At 54.2% G+C, this 21,093-nt stretch carries 19 protein-coding genes and 1 other RNA gene; 6 read left to right on the top strand and 14 right to left on the bottom strand.

Annotated elements, in window-relative coordinates:
• Positions 1-162: 162 nt before the first annotated feature.
• From rpsA to aroA, 3 genes are all read right to left on the bottom strand, one after another.
• Positions 163-1,872 (bottom strand): 30S ribosomal protein S1, encoded by a 1,710-nt coding sequence (rpsA, locus tag NTH01S_RS03735; RefSeq protein WP_068169650.1) that lies wholly within the window; start codon positions 1,870-1,872, stop codon positions 163-165.
• 268 nt (positions 1,873-2,140) lie between these two features.
• Positions 2,141-2,773 carry a (d)CMP kinase gene (gene cmk, locus NTH01S_RS03730; RefSeq protein ID WP_068169648.1) on the bottom strand — a complete coding sequence of 211 codons (633 nt, stop codon included), beginning with the start codon at positions 2,771-2,773 and terminating at the stop codon, positions 2,141-2,143.
• The gene (aroA, locus tag NTH01S_RS03725; RefSeq protein ID WP_068169851.1) at positions 2,773-4,107 is read right to left on the bottom strand and encodes a 3-phosphoshikimate 1-carboxyvinyltransferase; all 1,335 of its coding nucleotides are present in this window, start codon (positions 4,105-4,107) and stop codon (positions 2,773-2,775) included. Before aroA ends, cmk begins: the two co-directional genes overlap by 1 nt.
• A gap of 160 nt (positions 4,108-4,267) precedes the next feature.
• Here aroA and NTH01S_RS03720 point away from each other — a divergent pair, with 160 nt between their 5' ends.
• The gene (locus NTH01S_RS03720; RefSeq protein ID WP_068169846.1) at positions 4,268-4,597 is read left to right on the top strand and encodes an FYDLN acid domain-containing protein; all 330 of its coding nucleotides are present in this window, start codon (positions 4,268-4,270) and stop codon (positions 4,595-4,597) included.
• A gap of 13 nt (positions 4,598-4,610) precedes the next feature.
• A complete protein-coding gene (locus NTH01S_RS03715) occupies positions 4,611-5,162 on the top strand; it encodes a hypothetical protein (RefSeq protein WP_245642136.1) in 552 nt (183 codons plus the stop codon).
• Here the strand turns inward: NTH01S_RS03715 and NTH01S_RS03710 are convergent.
• The 9 genes from NTH01S_RS03710 to NTH01S_RS03670 all read right to left on the bottom strand — a co-directional run bounded on the left by NTH01S_RS03710 (position 5,149) and on the right by NTH01S_RS03670 (position 13,517).
• Positions 5,149-5,667 (bottom strand): GNAT family N-acetyltransferase, encoded by a 519-nt coding sequence (locus tag NTH01S_RS03710; protein WP_174523601.1) that lies wholly within the window; start codon positions 5,665-5,667, stop codon positions 5,149-5,151. The genes NTH01S_RS03715 and NTH01S_RS03710 overlap by 14 nt on opposite strands.
• A gap of 11 nt (positions 5,668-5,678) precedes the next feature.
• Positions 5,679-6,425 carry an SDR family oxidoreductase gene (locus NTH01S_RS03705; RefSeq protein ID WP_068169840.1) on the bottom strand — a complete coding sequence of 249 codons (747 nt, stop codon included), beginning with the start codon at positions 6,423-6,425 and terminating at the stop codon, positions 5,679-5,681.
• A 17-nt stretch (positions 6,426-6,442) separates the two neighbouring features.
• Positions 6,443-7,042: a recombination mediator RecR gene (recR, locus tag NTH01S_RS03700; protein WP_068169645.1), complete on the bottom strand. Its 600-nt coding sequence runs from the start codon at positions 7,040-7,042 to the stop codon at positions 6,443-6,445.
• Between the two features lie 35 nt (positions 7,043-7,077).
• Complete coding sequence (locus tag NTH01S_RS03695; RefSeq protein WP_068169642.1) at positions 7,078-7,401, bottom strand: YbaB/EbfC family nucleoid-associated protein; 324 nt, start codon at positions 7,399-7,401, stop codon at positions 7,078-7,080.
• Positions 7,402-7,421: 20 nt separating this feature from the next.
• The gene (locus NTH01S_RS03690; protein WP_068169639.1) at positions 7,422-9,521 is read right to left on the bottom strand and encodes a DNA polymerase III subunit gamma/tau; all 2,100 of its coding nucleotides are present in this window, start codon (positions 9,519-9,521) and stop codon (positions 7,422-7,424) included.
• Between the two features lie 86 nt (positions 9,522-9,607).
• Positions 9,608-9,704, bottom strand: an RNA gene (ffs, locus tag NTH01S_RS03685) — signal recognition particle sRNA small type.
• 69 nt (positions 9,705-9,773) lie between these two features.
• The gene (gene ggt / locus NTH01S_RS03680) at positions 9,774-11,624 is read right to left on the bottom strand and encodes a gamma-glutamyltransferase (protein WP_084366939.1); all 1,851 of its coding nucleotides are present in this window, start codon (positions 11,622-11,624) and stop codon (positions 9,774-9,776) included.
• A complete protein-coding gene (gene map, locus NTH01S_RS03675; RefSeq protein ID WP_068169634.1) occupies positions 11,624-12,418 on the bottom strand; it encodes a type I methionyl aminopeptidase in 795 nt (264 codons plus the stop codon). The genes ggt and map overlap by 1 nt, the downstream gene beginning before the upstream one ends.
• Positions 12,419-12,512: 94 nt before the next feature.
• Positions 12,513-13,517: a D-alanyl-D-alanine carboxypeptidase family protein gene (locus tag NTH01S_RS03670; RefSeq protein ID WP_068169834.1), complete on the bottom strand. Its 1,005-nt coding sequence runs from the start codon at positions 13,515-13,517 to the stop codon at positions 12,513-12,515.
• A gap of 459 nt (positions 13,518-13,976) precedes the next feature.
• Between NTH01S_RS03670 and clpS the strand changes: the two genes are divergently transcribed.
• Positions 13,977-14,324, top strand: coding sequence for an ATP-dependent Clp protease adapter ClpS (gene clpS / locus NTH01S_RS03665; protein WP_068169831.1), 348 nt, complete (start codon positions 13,977-13,979; stop codon positions 14,322-14,324).
• A 128-nt stretch (positions 14,325-14,452) separates the two neighbouring features.
• On the top strand, positions 14,453-16,759 hold the full coding sequence (gene clpA, locus NTH01S_RS03660) for an ATP-dependent Clp protease ATP-binding subunit ClpA (RefSeq protein WP_068169631.1): 2,307 nt from the start codon (positions 14,453-14,455) through the stop codon (positions 16,757-16,759).
• 44 nt (positions 16,760-16,803) lie between these two features.
• Here the strand turns inward: clpA and NTH01S_RS03655 are convergent, their stop codons facing one another.
• Positions 16,804-17,226 (bottom strand): hypothetical protein, encoded by a 423-nt coding sequence (locus NTH01S_RS03655; RefSeq protein ID WP_245642145.1) that lies wholly within the window; start codon positions 17,224-17,226, stop codon positions 16,804-16,806.
• Positions 17,227-17,611: 385 nt separating this feature from the next.
• Here NTH01S_RS03655 and NTH01S_RS03650 point away from each other — a divergent pair, with 385 nt between their 5' ends.
• Positions 17,612-18,682, top strand: coding sequence for a P1 family peptidase (locus NTH01S_RS03650; protein WP_245642132.1), 1,071 nt, complete (start codon positions 17,612-17,614; stop codon positions 18,680-18,682).
• 181 nt (positions 18,683-18,863) lie between these two features.
• Positions 18,864-20,255 (top strand): sodium:solute symporter family transporter, encoded by a 1,392-nt coding sequence (locus tag NTH01S_RS03645; protein WP_068169622.1) that lies wholly within the window; start codon positions 18,864-18,866, stop codon positions 20,253-20,255.
• On the opposite strand, the gene NTH01S_RS03640 is transcribed toward NTH01S_RS03645, so the two are convergent.
• On the bottom strand, positions 20,230-21,093 hold an 864-nt coding region (locus NTH01S_RS03640), incomplete at its 5' end, for a metallophosphoesterase family protein (protein ID WP_218015969.1). The genes NTH01S_RS03645 and NTH01S_RS03640 overlap by 26 nt on opposite strands.

The raw sequence follows: 21,093 nt of genomic DNA, 5'->3' as shown, positions 1-21,093 counted from the left end.
ACACTTCATATGCACTGCACTCGACGTTATGATAATTTCTAGCTTATCTATTAAAACAGCAAAAACACCTTTCGCATACCCTCATGATTTAGAATAAATAAAAAAAGGGCCGCCGAAGCGACCCTTTTCATAACACCCCAAATAAAGCGGCGTTATTTTGCATCAATCCGTAGTACGGCGACGGATTGCTGCACCCAGGATATCACCCAGTGATGCACCTGAATCAGATGAGCCGTATTCTGTAATAGCTTGCTTGTCTTCCTCGACCTCACGGCCACGGATCGTCAGAGCCAGCTTGCGTGATGCACGCTCAACAGCAACGACCTTCGCATCAACCTTCTCGCCAACAGCGAAACGCTCTGGGCGTTGCTCTGCCTTGTCACGAGCCAGTTCTGCGCGGCGGATGAAGCCGTTCAGGACTTCGTCAACCTTCACTTCGATGCCGTTCGTCTGAACTGCGGTCACAACACAGGTTACGATTGCACCCTTCTGAACGCGTGCGAGCGTGTCAGCGGCTGGATCTTCCTGAAGCTGCTTGATACCAAGCGAAATGCGCTCTTTCTCAGCGTCCACGTCGAGAACCTTAGCCTTAACGACCTGGCCCTTCTCGTAGTTCGCCATGGCAGCTTCGCCAGCTTCGTCCCAAGACAGGTCGGACATGTGAACCATGCCGTCGATGTCTGCGGAGAGACCAATGAACAGACCGAACTCGGTGATGTTGCGGATTTCGCCTTCGATGACGGAACCGACTTTGTTCTCTTCTTGGAATTGCTCCCAAGGATTGCGCTGAACCTGCTTCAGGCCCAGAGAGATGCGGCGCTTTGAGCTGTCCACATCGAGAACCATAACGTCGACTTCCTGAGAAGTAGCAACGATCTTGCCCGGATGTACGTTCTTCTTTGTCCAAGACATTTCAGAAACGTGTACCAGACCTTCAACACCCGGCTCCAGCTCAACGAATGCACCGTAATCGGTGATGTTCGTGACGCGACCCGTGTAACGAGCACTTGCTGGATACTTAACAGCAACATTTTCCCATGGATCAGCTTCAAGCTGCTTCATGCCAAGGGAGATACGCTGCGTGTCAGAGTTGAAGCGAATAACCTGAACGCGAACCGGCTGACCGATCTGAAGAGCTTCAGATGGGTGGTTGATGCGCTTCCAAGCGATATCCGTAACGTGCAGCAGGCCGTCAACGCCGCCGAGGTCAACGAACGCACCGTAATCGGTGATGTTCTTGACAACGCCGTCAAGGATCATGCCTTCCTTCAGGCCCTGGATCAGCTCAGAACGCTGCTCAGCACGGGTCTCTTCAAGAACTGCACGACGTGACACAACGATGTTACCACGCGCACGATCCATCTTCAGGATCTGGAACGGCTGCGGCTGACCCATCAGCGGCCCAACGTCACGAACCGGACGGATGTCCACTTGGCTGCCTGGCAAGAACGCCATTGCGCCGCCGAGGTCAACCGTGAAGCCACCCTTAACACGACCATAAATCGTGCCGTTCACGCGCTGGTTGTTGCCGAATGCACGCTCCAGAGCCGTCCATGCTTCTTCACGACGAGCCTTCTCGCGTGACAGAACGATGGAACCATCACGATCTTCGTAACGCTCAACGTACAGTTCGATAACATCGCCAGGCTTCACGTCAGGAGCGGCACCCGGAGGACCGAATTCCTTCAGTGCAACGCGGCCTTCGCTCTTCAGGCCAACGTCAACAATCGCGAACTCGTCAGACAGACGAATAACACGACCCGTAACAACGGAGCCTTCAAAACCAGTGTCGCGACCCAGTGTCTCGTCGAGAAGGGCAGCAAAATCTTCGGTGCCGTGTGCAACCGAGTTCATCAGAGTGGCAGAAGCCATGTAGTCTAATATTCCCAGATTTCCGCAATACGCTGGAAATCCATGCTTGCGCCACACATGACGTTGTTATGCGTGTGACGTCTCCCCGTCGGCCCTAAAAGCATCAAACGGGTCAATGATCCAAAATACCCTCATGCCTGCGATACACACATAAGAGGAAAGCAAACCTTTACGGTGCCTTGCTTTCAAAGCAAGCAAAGACACCCTTGACACAGTCAATGTCAATCAAAAAGTGCTTTTTCCACTCCCCAATCAGGACGAGAGGACGTTACTTACGACGCTGCGCAATGTAATCACACGCTTTTTGAAAAACCTCAGCCGCCGTCAAATCATCCGTATCAATCGTGAAGGCATCATCTGCCGCCCGTAACGGGGCAACATCACGCTCCGAGTCTCTCTGATCCCGGCTTTCAATCTCTGCCACCGCATGGCGCAACGCTTCACCTTCCAGTGGCATATCTGCATGCATCTGATGATAACGACGCAATGCACGTGTCTTGGCTGACGCCGTAATAAACAGCTTAACAGGCGCATCCGGAAATACGACCGTCCCGATATCACGCCCATCGACAACGGCCCCACCCGTACGCCCAAAAACACGCTGGCGCTCCAGAAGAGCCGCACGCACAGCAGGTTGCGATGCAACCATAGACGCCGCACGATCCACTTCAGGAACACGCAGATCATTGCGCTGCAAATCTTCGGCCGTCAGATGTTGCGCCATGTCCTCCGCAGCATTCTGTGGGTCTCCGCCTGCATTGAGCACACGCCGCGCAACAGCACGGTACAACAAACCCGTATCCAAATACGGCAATCCATAAGCCTCTGCCAGAGCCCGCGCTAACGTCCCCTTACCAGCTGCCGCCGGCCCATCAACCGCGATAACAAACCCACCGGACATCAGCGAATTCCTGCTCCCAGAGCGTTCATCAATTCTACAAAACCCGGGAAACTGGTTTCAATAAACGCCGTATCATCCACGGAAACCGGCTTATGCGCCGCCAAACCAAACACAATCGCACTCATCGCCAAGCGATGATCCATATGTGTCGTCACGTGCCCGCCACCCACATCACCTTTCAGGCCATGCACAATCAGGTCATCACCTTCCACCGTGGTCGCAGCGCCATTCACATCCAGCAAAGCAACCGTCGCGGCAAGACGGTCACTTTCCTTAACGCGCAGCTCTTCCAACCCTTGCAAACGCGATTCCCCTTCTGCAAACGCACATGCAACCGCCAGAACGGGGTATTCATCAATCATAGAAGGCGCACGTGCCGGCGGCACAGCTACACCACGCAACGCCGAATAACGCACACGCAGGTCACCCACTGGCTCCCCACCTTCAATGCGTTCATTCAGCACCTCAAGATCACCCCCCATCTCACGCAAAGTTTGGAATAACCCCGTGCGCAGAACGTTGAGGCCAACCCCCGTGATCAAGACATCAGAGCCCGGCACCAGCAGTGCTGCAACAATCGGGAAAGCCGCTGAAGACGGATCACCCGGCACCACAACATCACGCGCGCTCAATTGAGCCGGCCCGGTTAGCGCGATGCGGCGCCCACCATCCTCCATCACCTCAACCGCAACCGGCACACCAAAGTGCCGCAACATATTTTCCGTGTGATCCCGCGTCGCCACGGGCTCTTCAACAACCGTTTGACCCTGAGCATTCAAGCCCGCGAGCAAAACCGCAGACTTCACCTGAGCAGACGCCACAGGCAAACGATAGCTCAACGGCTTAGCCTCACATGTGCCACGAATGGCCATCGGCAAGCGCCCACCTTCACGCGCTTCAAACACAGCGCCAGTTTCACTCAACGGCACTGTCACTCGGCGCATGGGGCGTGAACGAAGAGAGGCATCCCCCGTCATCACACTCAAGAAAGGTTGCGTCGCTAAGATACCCGATAAAAGCCGCGCCGCCGTCCCCGAATTACCCATATCAAGCACATCTTCAGGTTCTGACAGGGCACTGACACCCCGCCCATCAATAACCCAAACATCACCGTCCTGCGTGATCGTCGCACCCAAAGCCCGCATTGCATCCGCAGTGCGCAACACATCCTCCCCTTCAAGGAGGCCACTCACACGCGTTTGCCCCGTTGCAAGCGCTGCAAACATAAGTGAGCGGTGGCTGATGGATTTATCGCCAGGCACGCGGGTCGTACCCTGCAAGCCTGATAACGCACGAGAAACGGTCAAAGGTCGCTGATTCATAGTTTCGTTCATGCCGCCCATAACTGGACACTGTCAATTACCGTTTATGCAGGAAAATTCTCCATTCCCCCTAAACGAATCACCGAAAAAACCCTAAAAACATTGACAGACTCCGCTCAAGCTGGCATGGCCGCCCTTCTCTAATTCCGTGGCATTGGTAGGCTTGCGCAACATGGCAAAACCCGAACTCGGTCTGAAACGGACATGCGTTGATTGTGGTGTCCGCTTTTATGACTTGAACCGCGTCCCCGCGATTTGCCCCAAATGCGGTGGTACCCAACCGAGCGATATCGGTCGTTTGAAACAAAACGATGAGCCGCTCCCTGAAGAAAAAGATCCCAACGCGGCTCCAAGCGAGCACGAAAACGACGTCGATGTCGATCTGGACACAGATGATGATGCCGATGATGTTATCGAAAGCGATGATGATCTTGATGATGACGATGATCTGTCAAACGACATCGAAGTCCCAACAGACAAAGACGACCGCGACGATAACTAAGAGCAGTTCTCCTTTGCTCCGTTACGTTCTTCCCTCGGCATGTGCAGGCTTAACGCTTGCACTGCTGAGCGGATGCGCCGCTCCTTCACGGCACACTGATACCCAGAACCTCCAAGAGCGCCTTGCCAGCCGCCCTAGCGCCACAGCAACACTCCAGAGCTTCTGCCCCTCCCCCATTCACGTTCACAGCGTCACAATTGGTACGCCACCTGCCCCCGCAGCCGATATCATCCAACGCTTAGAACTGACATCATCCACCGCACTTAAGCTGCGCCACGTTCAACTCCTCTGCGGCGACGTTCCCGTGTCTGATGCATGGAATTGGTACGTTCCAGAACGCCTTACTGCGGAGATGAATACCCGCCTTGAGCACAGCACCACCCCATTTGGTCGCGCCGTTCAAGACACTCATTTCTCACGCACCACCATCAGCAGCACGGCCATGCCAGAAGCATCAGTCTATCTGCTCGAAAATCGCGCCGTTCTGCGTCGCGCCAGCGATCATGCACCGATCTCGCTCGTCATCGAAGACTATTTTCCCAGCGCTGCCATTAACTACCGCTAAACATTTCACGCCGGATCGCCCAACGTTCATGATCCCGCCACACACCAGAAATCCGCAAATAATGTGGCGAAAAGCCTTCTTTTTGAAACCCTAAGCGATGAAGAAGCGCAATCGAACGCTGATTATCAGGCTGCACATTGGCTTCAATCCGATGCAAGCCCAAATCCCCGAATGCACGCACCAAGACCAGCCGCACCGCTTCCGTCATAAGGCCCCGACCGCACGCGGCCTTCATCCCATAATACCCCAAATAAGCATTACAGAAATTGCCGTACACAATCTGGCTTAACGTCAAAACGCCAATAACCTGACCCGTCTGCCGCTCCAGCGCCACGTAACCCGCTGCACCATCAGAAGAACACACAGCAAACCATTGCCGAAAACCTGCTTCGTCACAAAATGGCGTCGCCCATGGGGCATGAAACGGCTTATTCGCGCAATTCGCAGCCACCAGCGCATCACAGTCACCGGCAACCACCTCACGCAAGAGAACAGAGCTCAGCATAACGCAATACGTTACCGCGGAGACCAGTTTAAGTGCTGACCACCATCCAGCGCTAGCATCTGCCCCGTCACTGACGGCAAAGCGAGCAGCATCTGCGCCGCCGCAGCTATCTCGTCAGGCGAGGAACCCCGCCCTAACGGGGTACGGTCACACATCGCCTGAAAATGCTCATCAGACTGCCCTACGGCAGGCAAAACAGGCCCCGGGCCAATAGCATTCACCCGCAAACGTGGTGCCAATGCGAGCGCTAAACTCTGCGTCAACGTCCATAGCCCTGACTTAGACAGAGTATATGTCACAAAATGCGGCGTCAGATTCCACACGCGCTGATCCAGAAGATTCAGCACCATTCCTTCCGCATCATCCGGTAAAAATGATGCGACATCCTGCGCCAATACGAACGGTGCCCGTAAATTCGGCTCAAGGTGACGATCCCAACTCTCGCGCGTCACATCGCCAACCTCATCGCGCGTAAAGACTGAGGCATTATTGACCAATACCCCAATAGGCCCCAGCGTATCGTGCACCTTCGCCACCAAGCCACTGACATCTGCCTCACAGGCCAAATCTGCCTGCACAACGCAGCCACGGCCACCAATCTGGGCCAGCAGCGTCTCAGCCTCTTGCACGCTTTCTCGGCAATGAATTGCAACGGAAAAGCCCTCTTGGGCCAACATCTCAACCAACGCACGCCCAATACGCCGCGCGCCCCCCGTCACAAGCGCCACGCGTGGCATTTTTGCCGAGATTGGCAACATCGCCCCAGCCCCCAACATCACCCTAAAGACCTACGCGCCATAAGAGCGGCTGCTAATGTACCATCATCCAATCCGTCCAGCGCTCCCCCCATCGGGACACCATGCCCGACACGACTGACAGACACACCATAAACGGACAGTTTTTCCTGCAACCAATGCGCAGTCGTCGCGCCTTCTACCGTAGCGCCAAGCGCCAAAATGACCTCTGACACACCACCCGCCTCTATACGGCGCATTAACGGCTGTACATTCAAATCATCCGGCCCGAACCCTGCCAATGCAGACAGCGTCCCTCCCAAAACCTGATAGACCCCACGATGCACCGTGGCGCGCTCCAGCGCCCAAAGATCGCCCACCGTCTCAACCACACACACCACGGACCCATCACGCAATGGGTCCGTGCATAAATGGCAAGGGTCAACCGTATCCAGATTTCCGCATTGCGTACATGTCCGCACACTTTGCGCCGTGCGCTCAATCTGCCGCGCCAAAGGCAACATCCGCGCCTCTGGCTGCCGCAAAAGATTCAACACAGCACGACGCGCCGACCGCGGCCCAAGCCCCGGCAAACGCGCGAACATTGTAATCAATTGCTCGATTTCTGTCGTACCGTTCACAGTGCGTTCACCGGATACAGCCCCTTACATCCGCATTAGAACGGCAGGTTCAAGCCCGGCGGCAGATCAATCCCGCCCGTAACGCCACGCATCGCTTCGGAGCTTGCTGCTTCAGCCTTCGCCTTCGCATCTGCATAAGCCGCGACAATCAGATCCTGCAGCGTTTCCATGTCGCTTGGCTCTGCAAGCTTTGGATCAATGCGCAAGTTACGCATTTCACCCTTACCGGTCAGTTGCACCGTCACCAAACCAGCACCAGCACTGCCATCAACAACCAGATTCGCCAGTTCCTTCTGCGCGTCCTGCATCCGAGACTGCATTTGGCTTGCTTGCTTCATCAATCCAGCAAGATTCTTCATAGCGTTTGCTCCTGTATTACTCAGTAGATATCGTCTTCATCCAAAAGATCTGCATCCAATGGCGCAAATTCCAGATCCGGTGGTTCATTATCCACCAAAGACGTCACCTCTTCTGGCGGCAATCCATAATCATCCAAGCCATGATCCTGCACTTCCCCAATTTTAGCACCGGGAAAAGCCATCAAAATCGCTTGGACAAGCGGATGGGATTCAACCTCAGCTTGGTTCAGAGCAACAATCTCTGCCCCTTGCTCATCCAGAGTAGGCTCCCCTTCTTCCGTTGACGTAGACACACGCCACGCTTTTGGAAAAAGATGATCCAATAAAGCCTGTAAACTCCGCTCCACGCGCGCTTTAGGGTCGTCAGAGCGTATCTCCACCACCGGCGGCGCAAAACGCACTACATGCACCGCATTACGCAACATGCCATGCAATAACGGTTCACGTCCACGCGCCAAAGCCACCATCTCACGCCACGTTCTCGGCGGCAAAGGCGCTGCATCTTCAGATGCCGCATCACTGTGAGACGCCTGCGAAGGCTCAGACGGCACAGCCTCACTGGCCGAGGCTTCAACCGCCACAGGCCGCTGCGTCGGAGCAGGCTCCGGCACGCGCTGCCCAGCATAATGCGGATCAATAACCTGCCCGCCATTTGCCACCAACTTCAGCGGCGCGCCTGTTGAAGACGATGACTGCGCTCTAGGCCCCTGATCATACCCTTGCGAAGGAGCATCCACGCGCTGAGTGGAAGCCGAAGGGCCTCCCGGCGCACCATGAGACGACGCCCCCCCGGCTGAACCTCCACTCCCTACACGTCCAGAGCCACCACCCTCAGGAGCAGACTCCGTTAATTGCCGGATCAACCGATCTGGCGTTGGTAAAAGCGCCGCATGGCACAAGCGAATAAGGATCATCTCAGCAGCTTGACGGCGATCCGGCGCTTGCTCAACCTCTCCAATGCCCTTCAAGAGCATCTGCCACGTACGCCCCAAAACGGAGACGGATAAACGGTCCGCCAGTGCACCACCACGCACCCTCTCCGCCTCAGGCAACTCACGCGTTTCACGCAAGGCGGGCACAGCTTTCAAGCGTGACACCAAATGCACCAAATCCAGTACATCCGTCAGCAAAACACCTAAATCAGCCCCACGCGCATAAGCTTGATCCGTCAAAGCCAAAGCATCCGCAACGCGGCCTGCCATCAAAGCTTCGAGCAAATCAAATACCAACCCACGATCTGCCAAGCCCAGCATGTCAGACACAGATTGCGAATCAGCCGCGCCCTGCGCAATCGCCTGATCCAGCAAAGACAAGCCATCACGCACAGAACCATCTGCCGCACGCGCAATTAACGCCAACGCATCCGTTGAAAGCACCGCACCCTCTTTACGGGCGATACGATCAAAATGCTCCTGCAACTGTACTTGCGGCACACGCCGCAAATCAAAACGCTGACAGCGTGACAGCACCGTAACCGGCACTTTACGCAGTTCCGTCGTGGCAAAAATGAACGTCACCTGAGCAGGCGGTTCTTCCAGCGTTTTCAACAAGGCATTAAAAGCATTGCGGGACAGCATATGCACTTCATCAATGATGAAGACTTTCATGCGCCCTTGCATCGGGCGGAAACGCGTCGCTTCAATAATCTCACGCACGTCATCTACGCCCGTGCGTGACGCCGCATCCATCTCCAACACGTCAGGGTGACGATCTGCCAAAATCGCCGTACAATTTGGGCACACACCGCACGGATCCGCCGTCGGCCCGCCTTTTCCATCAACCCCAACACAATTCAGCGCACGCGCGATAATCCGCGCCGTCGTCGTTTTACCAACGCCACGCACACCCGTCAGCATAAAGGCATGGGCAACGCGCTGAAGCGAGAATGCACGCCGCAAAATACGCACCAGCGTATCCTGCCCAATCAAATCTTCAAATGAACGAGGCCGATATTTCCGAGCCAGTACCCGGTACACATCATCTTTTGGGGGAAGTACTTTTTCAGGTTCCGCCAAATCATCAGACTCTAAAGACGGCGCAGGACTTTGTACGGGTGCATCGCCAAAGAACCCACCACCACTCTCTGGCGGTAACGGAATATCGTTTTCAATCTCTGTCATGAACAACCGTAGCGGTCATCGCACACGCCACCCCTGAAAGCCCGAAACAGCTCTGTATTTTGCAATAACATCATTTTTGGGGAGGGGTGGAAGGCCGAACATCTGACCCGTCTGAAATTCACTACGGCTGCTTCCTTCCGGACCTGACCGAGTTCGCGACACATCCGTCCAGCGCCGACCTTCCGCCGCCCGTCTAACACATGAAGTAGGGGGTCTGGCAACCCCCTATTCCACATCATTTTTACAGAATGCTTATTGCCCTGCAGCTTCACCACCACCGTGACGCGGATCAGCCGCACCATAGAGCAGCCCCGTTACCGGCGCACTCAATGTTGGATGCCCAGCCAGAATACCTTCTGCCACACCCCAAACACGATGCGGCGACAGAACATAACCTTCCGCCTGAAGGGTTTTCTGCACATCTGCACTCAACGCACCATTTTCGATTTCAACGGCACTCGGCTCCCACTGCTCATGAATGCGCGGTAGATCAATCGCATCACGGATATTCAATCCATAATCCACAACGCCCAAAATCGCGGAAAGCGTAATCGTCGGGATGCGTGAACCACCCGGGCTCCCAATCACCATGACAACCTTGCCGTCCTTTGACAAAATTGTTGGAGACATTGAGGAAAGTGGCGTTTTACCCGGCGCAATCGCATTCGCTTTGGAACCGACAATGCCAAACATATTGGGGGCACCCGGCTTTGATGAGAAATCATCCATCTCATCATTCATCCAAATACCCGTATGACCACCCATCACACCTGCGCCAAACCAACCATTCAGCGTATAGGTTGCCGAAATGGCCGTTCCCTCACGATCCATCACAGAAAACTGCGTTGTTTCGTGCTTTTCATGCTCTGGTGCAGGTATAGGCTGCGGAGCTACTGGCTTCGCTTCGCTAGAGCGCAGATCTTCAGATGGTACAGCATGATCTGTCGGTGTTGCCGCACGAATAGCCGCCGCATAAGCCGGATCCGTCAAATGCGCGATTGGGTTTTGCACAAATGCTGGATCTCCAAGGTCCCGACGGTCCGAATAGGCATGGCGCATAGCTTCAACTTCGCGCTGCACCGCAGGAGCCGTATGCAGACCCAACTGCGTCATGTCATAGCCCGACAAAATGTTCAGGATTTCACACAACGCGACACCGCCACCGCTCGGCGGCGGAGACGTTTCCACCAAATACCCGCGATACACACAACGCACAGGCTCCAACGTCCGCGTATGATACGCCGCAAAATCAGCCTTCGTTAGCAGGCCACCACCTTCGTGGCTGGCACGCACCAGTTCATCCGCAATCGGCCCATGATAAAAAGCATCTGGCCCCTTTTGCGCAATAAGGCTCAAACTTTTGGCCAAATCACGCTGCACCAGCCGATCCCCGGGCTGCAACGCTGTTCCGTCCGGGCGCAAAAAGATTTTTTGCGCATAAATATCTTTTTGAAAGTAGCGCGAGGACGTCGCAAAAAGATCACTATCGGCTTGGTTTAAAATGAAACCATCACGCGCCAAAGCAATTGCCGGTGCCATCACCTTAGCACGGCTCAATTTGCCCCATTTACGATGAATTTCATCTAACCCAGCCACCGTTCCCGGAACAGCAACCGCTTTCCAGCCTTCGGTAGACGCCCCCGGAATCACATTACCTGACGCGTCCAGATACATATCTTCCCGCGCTTGGCCTGGTGCACGCTCACGGAAATCAATAAACACCGTTTTGCCATGTGCTGGGTGGATGGTCATAAACCCACCACCACCGATATTCCCGGCAGCTGGATAAACAACAGCCAGCGCATACCCAACAGCCACCGCCGCATCAACAGCATTACCACCCTGAGCCAGCACCTTAGCGCCCGCTTCTGATGCCAAATGCTGCGCGGACACCACCATGCCATGCTTTGCTGCAACGAGCTTCGCCGCTTCTTTTTGGTCCGGACCAAACGCCAAGGGGTCCGCAGACGTAGCAGCCACAGACGCCGCCCCGGCTGCCCAAACCGACGAAAATGGCGCGACAGCACATGCCACGGCTAACGCTGAAGAGAACAGAGCCTTACGGCGGCTCTCCAAACCCTTTGAACGCAATGAAAGAGCCATCATGCTTTTTCTCCATAAGGCGGGCAGGTATAACCACGAGGGGACAACGTAAAGACCTCACAACCATCTTCCGTCACGCCCAGCATATGCTCAAACTGCGCAGACAAAGAACGATCACGCGTAACTGCCGTCCAGCCATCATCAAGGATCTTCACATCCGGGCGGCCCAGATTCAGCATTGGCTCAATGGTAAAGACCATTCCGGCCACCAACTCGCGGCCTTGGCCCGGCTTACCATAATGCAAAATATTCGGCTCTGAATGGAATTCACGCCCAATGCCATGCCCGCAGAAATCACGCACAACGGATAAGCGGTTCCGTTCTGCAAAACTCTGAATAGCATGACCAATGTCACCCAATGTATTGCCCGGGCGCACCGCCTTAATACCCAACATCAAAGACTGATACGTTAGCTCTACCAGCTTCTCTGCCTTCTTTGGGGCCTTACCGACGATATACATACGGGAACTGTCACCATACCAACCATCGAGAATGGAGGTGACATCAATGTTCAAGATATCCCCTTCGGCCAGCACCTTGCCACCCGGAATACCATGACACACGACATGATTAATGGAGATACAGCAGGACTTTGGGAAACCACGGTAGTTTAAAGGCGCTGGCGTTGCCCCATGTGCCAAGGTGAACTCATGCACCAACGTGTTCAACTCTTCAGTCGTCACACCAGGGCGCACATGATCCCCGATCATATCCAAGGTTTCAGCAACGAGGCGCCCTGCCGCACGTAGACCAACAAAATCGTCTGCGTTATAAATTGTAATCTCACCGGCCATCGCGCTTATCACCTTATTCTTACACTACGTGCCGATAAGATGCGTCGATCCGATTGGAACCGCAAGTTCTAGCGTTGCAATCAGTTGATAAACATTATCCGCGCACGTGCCGCTTAACGTGATGTGCTGCCCCCTGAGCATGTAAACTCACCATCCGCACACTCCCTGTATGGCGCACACCTCGCATACCATGCTTCCGCGCTGAAGCTTCTGCCACCTCAACAGGACGGTGCGTCGCAGCAAGCTGCCGCCCACGCACACGGCCCCTGCGCCCAGCAAACACCAAGACAGGACGCGACGCAGCCGGATGCATCAAAGGCTCTGGCGCCAAACCTTTATCGGCAAAGCCACGATCCAATAAAGCCGCCATCGTCAAAGAACGGCTTGTATTACTTGACGCCCCCATGACCACGCCAATCAAACGTGTGTTTCCACGCATCGCAGAGGTCACCAAATTACGCCCCGCTAGGTCCGTATAACCCGTCTTCAACCCATCCGCGCCAGAATAAATCTTCAACATTGGATCATGGTTCGGGATTAAACGACGATGGAAATAAAACTGCGGCACATCAAAATAATGGTAATAGCCCGGAAAATCATTAATCAAACGGCGCGCTAAAATGCCGAGATCATGCGCCGTTGTCACCTGATCCGGATCTGGCAGGCCTGACGCATTCCGGAATGTCGTATTATTCATGCCCAACGCACGCGCTTGTTGCGTCATCAGTTGTGCAAACCGCACCTCATCACCGCCACCCAGAAACTCGCCCAACGCACAGGCCGCATCATTGGCCGATTTCGTGACCAGCGCCAAAACCCCTTGCTCAACCGTCAGGCGTGTACCCGGCACCAAACCCAATTTGGACGGCTTTTGGATGGAACAATGAATCGACACAGGCACTTGCTCATCAAACGTAATTTGATGCGCTTGAGAGGCACGAAAAGTTAGGTACAGCGTCATTAACTTCGTCAAAGATGCCGGATAACGCTGCAAATCCGCATCACTTTGCGACAGAACATCACCCGTCTGCGCATCGAGAACATAACTCGAAATATGCCCCGGATATTGCGCCCATGCACGCCCAGATGGCACGAGCATAGCGCAAACACACCCAATAACGACAAGAGCAGAAAAAAATGCAGACGAACCGGACGAGAAGCGCATTACCTTGCAGCCTTTAAGCGTAACCGTGACCACGGAGCCATAACACATAGACGCACAAAACCACGCCGCCGGCATCCGCCGAATAACGTGACCGACACATAAAGCGCCTCAAAACAGCACCTTAATAACCACACGACTATCTACGCGTGGCCCCACTCATACGTCCATGACCTTTTCTGAATTTACTTAATATTTTCTGAAGGTGGCGAAAACATGGTGAACGCAACACCTTACCTCTTTCCATCCCGCCACATAAAATCATGCAAATCCCCCCTTCTCATGGCTATAGAAGCATCCCATATTCTTAACGTCATGGTTCTATCGACATTGCGCCCCACTTCTATGCTGCCTGATTCCCTCCGCCTGAATGACAGCGCCGTGCGCGTCTCAGCGATGGGTACTTCAGACCCGATCACTCCGCCCCCCGGAGAGGATGACGAACCCGAATTCGAGATTGACGTCGTCGTGCGTCCACGCACCCGCACGCGCAAACCTTCCATGTTCACCGTCCTCATGCTGAATGATGACTACACCCCCATGGAATTCGTTGTGCATGCCCTTGAGCGCTTCTTTGGCAAATCACGCGATGAAGCAACGGATATCATGCTCGAAGTACACCAACACGGCGTCGGCGTCTGTGGTGTCTTTACTTATGAAGTCGCCGAGAGCAAGGTTGCTCATGTTATGGATCTGGCGCGCAAAAACCAGCACCCACTGCAATGTACCCTTGAAAAAGAATAAGGCCGATTCCACCCTTCTAACCAACCATCCCGGAACCGGAAAACTCACCAAGACCGCGTTTGTGACTCATTTCCACAGCCACATCGCACCAAAATGCCTCTCCCTTTGAGAGGCCGAGAGGAGCGCCCATGCTGTCCCGTATGCTCGAACAGACACTTCACCGCGCCCTCACATTCGCCGGGGAGCGAAAGCACGAATACGCCACGCTCGAGCATTTACTGCTGAGCCTGACCGAAGACCCAGAAGCACTCAGCGTCTTTCACGCATGCGGTGTTGATCTCGAGCGACTCCGCACAGAACTCACCGAGTTTCTGGACAAAGACCTCTCCGGCCTTGCATCAGAACTCAGTATTGACCCCAAACCCACCGCCGCATTCCAGCGCGTTATCCAACGTGCCGCCATTCATGTGCAAAGCACAGGCCGCGATGACGTCACCGGCGCGAATGTTCTTGTGGCCCTCTTTGCTGAGCGCGAAAGCCATGCTGTTTATTTCCTTCAGCTACAGGATATGACCCGGCTGGATGCCGTCAATTTTATTTCACACGGCATCGCCAAAGCACCCGACCGTGGAGCGCGTAAAACCTCAACAACCGATCCAAAAAATAAACAGAACGAGTCCGAGGAACGCAAAACCAAAGATGGTGCGCTGGCAACCTATTGCGTTGACCTCAATGCGCGCGCTGAAGCCGGAAAAATTGACCCCCTGATCGGGCGCGACCAAGAGATCGAACGTACAATCCAGATTTTGTGCCGTCGTACCAAAAATAACCCCCTCTTTGTCGGTGACCCGGGCGTCGGCAAAACGGCCATTGCTGAAGGCCTTGCACGGCGCATCATCGAAAAAGACGTCCCCGAAATCTTACAAGGCGCCACAATTTACGCCCTTGATATGGGCGCCCTCCTAGCCGGAACGCGCTATCGTGGGGATTTCGAAGAGCGCTTAAAAGCCGTCATTACTGAGCTTGACGAAGCCCCAAACGCCGTCCTCTTTATTGATGAAATCCATACCCTGATCGGCGCCGGCTCAACGTCAAGCGGCGCCATGGACGCCTCCAACCTACTCAAACCTGCCCTGGCCGCAGGCACGCTGCGCTGCATTGGCTCGACAACCTATAAAGAGTTCCGGCAACATTTTGAGAAAGACCGCGCCCTCGTGCGGCGCTTCCAAAAAATTGATGTCCCCGAACCCAGCGTGGAAGACGCCATCAAAATTCTGCGCGGGCTTAAAAGCAGCTACGAAAAGTTCCACAGCGTCCGCTACACAGATGAAGCACTACGCGGCGCGGTCGAACTCGCGGCCAAATATGTGCATGACCGAAAACTGCCTGACAAAGCCATTGACGTCATTGATGAAGTCGGGGCCGCACGTATGCTCGTCCCAGAAAGCAAACGCAGAAAAACCGTCACGCTCAAAGACGTAGAGGACGCCATCGCGAAAATCGCGCGTATTCCTCCCAAGAGCATCTCCGCCGATGACCGCGAAACACTGCGTGGCCTTGAGCGTGATTTGCGGAACATGGTCTTTGGCCAAGACCATGCCATTGAAACACTCTCATCTGCGATCAAGCTCTCCCGGGTGGGCCTAAGAGAACCTGAAAAGCCCATTGGCAACTATCTATTCTCCGGGCCTACAGGCGTCGGCAAGACGGAGGTTGCCCGCCAATTAGCCTCATCTCTTGGCGTTGAACTCATCCGTTTTGATATGTCCGAATACATGGAGCGCCACTCCATTTCACGCCTACTTGGCGCACCTCCGGGTTATGTCGGATTTGATCAAGGCGGATTGTTAACAGACGCCATTGACCAACACCCCCATGCCGTCCTGCTCCTCGATGAAATCGAAAAAGCACATCCCGAGCTTTTCAATATCTTACTGCAAGTCATGGATCATGGCCGCCTGACAGATCATAATGGCAAAACCGTTGATTTCCGTAATGTCATTCTCATTATGACCACCAATGCAGGCGCCTCTGACCTCTCCAAGGAAGCCATCGGCTTTGGGCGCACCGCCCGCTCTGGAGAAGATGAAGAAGCCATCAAGCGCCTCTTCACACCAGAATTCCGCAACCGGCTAGATGCGATTATTCCTTTCGCAAACCTCACCCCGGAAACGGTTGGGCGCGTCGTGGAAAAATTCATCCTCCAGCTGGAAGCTCAATTGGCAGATCGCAACGTCACCATTGAGATTTCGTCCGCCGCAAAAGAGTGGTTGGCCGAGCGTGGATATGACCGCTTATACGGCGCGCGCCCACTCGGTCGCGTCATACAGGAGACCATTAAAAAGCCACTGGCAGAAGAACTTCTCTTCGGGCGCTTGGCACAAGGCGGAACAGTCTCCATCGGCCTTAAAAATAACGCGCTCACTTTCGACATTGCCGCAGCGGGCAGCCATACGACTACATCTGAAACATCAACGGATGAGACTACGCACTAGCACTAACCGCCCCCCGGCAGGCCATCAGCCGCCGGGGGCATACATCACTCGTAATGCTGGCCATTCACAACAACAAAGCCACCCCAAGCCCATGAACGCCCGGTGCCATGATGCGTCCAGTCAATACCTTGACTACGCAAGTTATCAAAATAATAACGACCCTGTACTTCAACCTGGTCTTGCTTATGCACCCACGGCCATGACGGAGCATTCATACGGTCCAGATCAGAGACAATCCGGATCGACACACCCGAGCCAACATTGACATAAAAAAAACCATGCAAACCGCTACGCGTTTGCCTCGCACGCGGTGCAACCGCAACAACGTGCCCGCAAATATGCTCTGGCAGGTCCACCCCCGTCGCGCCATTTTGTAAGAAATTCTGCTGATCCCGTAGAAATTGTGCATTATCACAAGCGCTTGGCATCGTTTCAGATGCCGCATGTGCCATCCCTGCACTCAGCATTAAAATAAAAGATACAATCAGAGAATTTTTATAAAATTTTCTTCCAAAAGACATCACATACCCTCATAAAAAACACCATAAACACAGCACCATATAATTTCCAATACTTCAACTTATTCAATCGATTAACAGTAATTTTATTACAAAATAAAAAATCCTCATGACTACAAACACCCGAAATAAAATTTTACTATCGTATCGTTTAGAGATAAAATCCCGCAACTCTGTAAATGCACAGGTCGTTTTTTATACTCACACCACACACATACAGTTCTCTCCTCACGGCTTGTCCCCTCCAGCACGAAAAACGAATATGAGCTGCAAAACTCCTACCTCCTCCATGAAAGCAACACGACGCACACTGCTCACTACAAGCGCCGCTTTTATGGTGAGGCCCCCTCGCATTTTCGCAGCCTCTCCGTCTCGCCACGGTACCGTCGGCCCCCGCAACCTCATAACGGACGTTCCAGGCCTACAAGTCGGCTATGCTGATGCCCCTTCTAATTGCACAGGCGTCAGTGTCATTCTGCCACGCGCCCCGGCAGCAGCAGCCGTGGATATCCGTGGCGGCGGCCCCGCCACCCGTGAGACAGATACGCTCACACTCGGCAACATGGTCCACACCGTCGATGCAATTGTCCTCTCTGGCGGCTCCGTTTATGGCTTAGCGTCGGGAGATGGCGCAGCAGCATGGCTCGGCGCCCGTGGGCGTGGCTTCGCATTTCGTCCAAGCCCAACCACCCCTCCCGCCCCCATCGTCCCGACTGCCGCGCTCTATGACCTCGCAACAGGAGGCGATAAAAACTGGGGCGCAAACCCTCCTTACCAAGCACTCGGTATGACTGCCATTGCTCGTGCGTCTGACAGCTTTCCCCTCGGCACACATGGCGCAGGATACGGCGCCACAGCAGGTGCATTAAAAGGCGGCATCGGCTCTGCCTCTTACATGACCCATGACGGCATCACCGTTGGTGCCATTGTAGCCTGTAATTCCCTAGGCTCCGTCGTTGTCCCGGGCGAGCGCCGTTTTTGGGCTGGAGAGTTCGAAATAGGGGACGAATTCGGCGGCCTCGGCCCTGCTAAATCTGCGACCTCCCCTGAAGATTGGGGCCTCGCCAAACTCAACCCACAACCACGCACCAACACCACTTTGGCTTGCATCGCGACAGACATCACCCTCACCAATGACGAACTCAAGCGCGTCGCTATTCTTGCCCAAGATGGTATGGCACGTGCCATACGCCCCGTTCACGCCCCCTTCGATGGAGACGTGGTATTCGCGCTGTCCACCGCCCAACAAAATCCCACACCAGCCCCCGGATCTTTAGAGCGTAATATTCTCGTCACCCGCATAGGCGCACTCGCAGCAGATGTCCTCGCCCGCGCGATTGCGCGGGGCGTTTATTTAGCCACCTGCCCCCCCGGAATGACCGCACAACCATGGTCCCAGCTATGAGGCCAAGTCCAAATTATTCTATCCTCATAGGCCTACCCTTATTCTGGCTTTGTGTGCTGATCACCCTACACGCCGCAAAGCCCTATGCTCTTTTCGGCATTCCCCTTCAGATCTTATGGCTCTTTAGCGGTATTATTCTCATCTCCTGCACTCTTTTCTTCGTGAATCGTTCCTCCTCGTCATGATCCTAAGCTTCTGCCTTGTTATCTTCTGCGCACTGGCCCTCATTCCGCTCGCGCAGCGCCATCACACCACGGCCGACCCGCGCTCCTTCTTCGCCGCACGCGGACAACTGGGTACCGCCCTATTTCTGGTACTCTCTGTGGGGGAGACTTATACAATTGGCTCGGTCATGGGACTACCCGGTGGAGTAGTTGCACATGGCGCCGACATCGCCATATGGCTCACGGGCTATATCCTCCTCGCCTTTCCCATAGGCTATATTCTGTACCCCAGATTACATGCGTTAGGGCTGACACACGGGGCGATCACTCTACCAGACCTTTTTCGTGCCCATTTCAAAAGCCCATCACTCGAACGCGCCGTCGCCCTACTTTTAACACTGCTCACCCTCCCCCTGGGGACGACACAATTTTTAGGCCTCATCAGCGCGTTAAAACTCTTAGCACCGAGCCTCTCAAGCACCGCCATCGGCTTATGCTGCGCTGGCCTCGCTTTTCTCTTTGTTGCCATCTCCGGCTTACGCGGAGCCGCTCTCATTTCCTGCCTTAAAGACGCGCTGATGATTTTACTGGTCATCACCCTCTCTGGGGCCGCCTTCTACCATTGGTCTGAGCACCCAATACGCCCGCTCAAAACCGCTTTAGACCATATCGCCTCCACATCACCCGCTCCCCATGCCAATACCTTCATTCTCAGCACCATCATTATTCAGGCCATCGCCTTTTGCATGGTTCCACATGCCGTATCCGCCGCCTTCTCCGCACGCAGCGCAGATGCCATTCGGCGTGCCCAATGCTGGATGCCGTTTTATCTCTTACTCTTCCCACTTCTCTTTGCCATTGGCGGCTTCGGGCTTACGCACAACCTCGGAGCCTATAAAGCCGACACCATTGTCTTAGTCATCACGCAGCATTTCTTACCCGCATGGGTCACCGGCCTCGTGCTTGCTGGCATCGCGCTCACTGGCTTAGTGTGGCTCGGAGCCGTCTGCCTGTCCCTCGCCGCTATTATGGCGCGCAACGTTGTGCCTCACCTCTCACATACGACCCAAAAACACGTCGGACGCGGCATCATTGCGCTTTACCTCGCACTCTCACTCGCCAGCGCCACCGTGCCCGGGCTACTCATGACGAGCCTCAATGTCTTCTTCTACATGGGACTAGCGCAGCTTATCCCCGGCATATTCAGCATTCTCTTTAACTGGCCATTCACCAGTAGAGCCATTTCTCTTGCACTCTTCAGCAGTCTAATCGTCTCTGTCAGTACCTATGAATATGCCGGGAGCTTATACGGTTTTCATCCCGCCACTCCCGGCCTCATCGTGAATAGCCTTATACTCGCCGGTTCCTATACCTTACAGCGCTTTAGAAAAGCGTCTCCTGCGGACTAACCGTCTGGAAACCATATGTCCGATATTCTGTGCGCACCACTCCCTGATCCACATGCACAATCATATACCCTTCAGGCGTGCCTAAATGCTCACCATGCCACCAATTCCCACAAACAGCACCGCCCGTGATATACGGCACACCATTCAATTCAACACGCTCAAGAACATGCGTATGCCCCTGCAAAACTGCCAAAACATTATGACCATGCAAGAGCGTTAAAACATCACGCGTATTGACCGTACACAAGCCGGAGGGGCGAAGCTTTTTGTGGTCTAAATCCGTATAAGTCCCAAACGCCGTGACCATCGGAATATGCGTCACGACAATGATCGGCGCTCCCATAGGCAAAGCAGCCAAAGTTGCTTTCAGCCATTCAAGCTGCGCGGCATCATACCGCCCTTCATATTTCCGATCTTCCGTAATCCCGATTGAGTCCAGAACAATGAAATGAACGCCTTTATGCGCAAATGTATAATATGTTTGCCCATAAATCCGGCGAAAATAATTCTTCCCAAATTCCGGATCTGACAAAGATGCGCCACTCTGCTCATACACGCCAAAACAGTCATGATTACCAATCGTATGGTATATTTTTTTACCAATGACCTGCTCGGTCATTTCATACAAATCAATCAGTTTATTGGCACGTTCTTTTGAAACCCCAAGAGCATCAAAAACATGATCGCCCCCCTGCACCACGAAATCTGCACGTTCTTTATTAATCGCGCGGAACGCCATCTGACAGCCCTTGGTCGCATCAAGCTCCGGCTGTAAATGCGTGTCCGTCATAAATACAAACGAGAACGGCTCATGCACCGTCCCTGACTGCGCCTGTGC

This window comes from Neokomagataea thailandica NBRC 106555, from assembly GCF_001598495.1.
GTDB classification, from domain to species: domain Bacteria; phylum Pseudomonadota; class Alphaproteobacteria; order Acetobacterales; family Acetobacteraceae; genus Gluconobacter; species Gluconobacter thailandicus_A.
The sequence above is the reverse complement of the archived record's forward strand: the minus strand, read 5'-3'. Positions and strand labels throughout refer to the sequence as shown.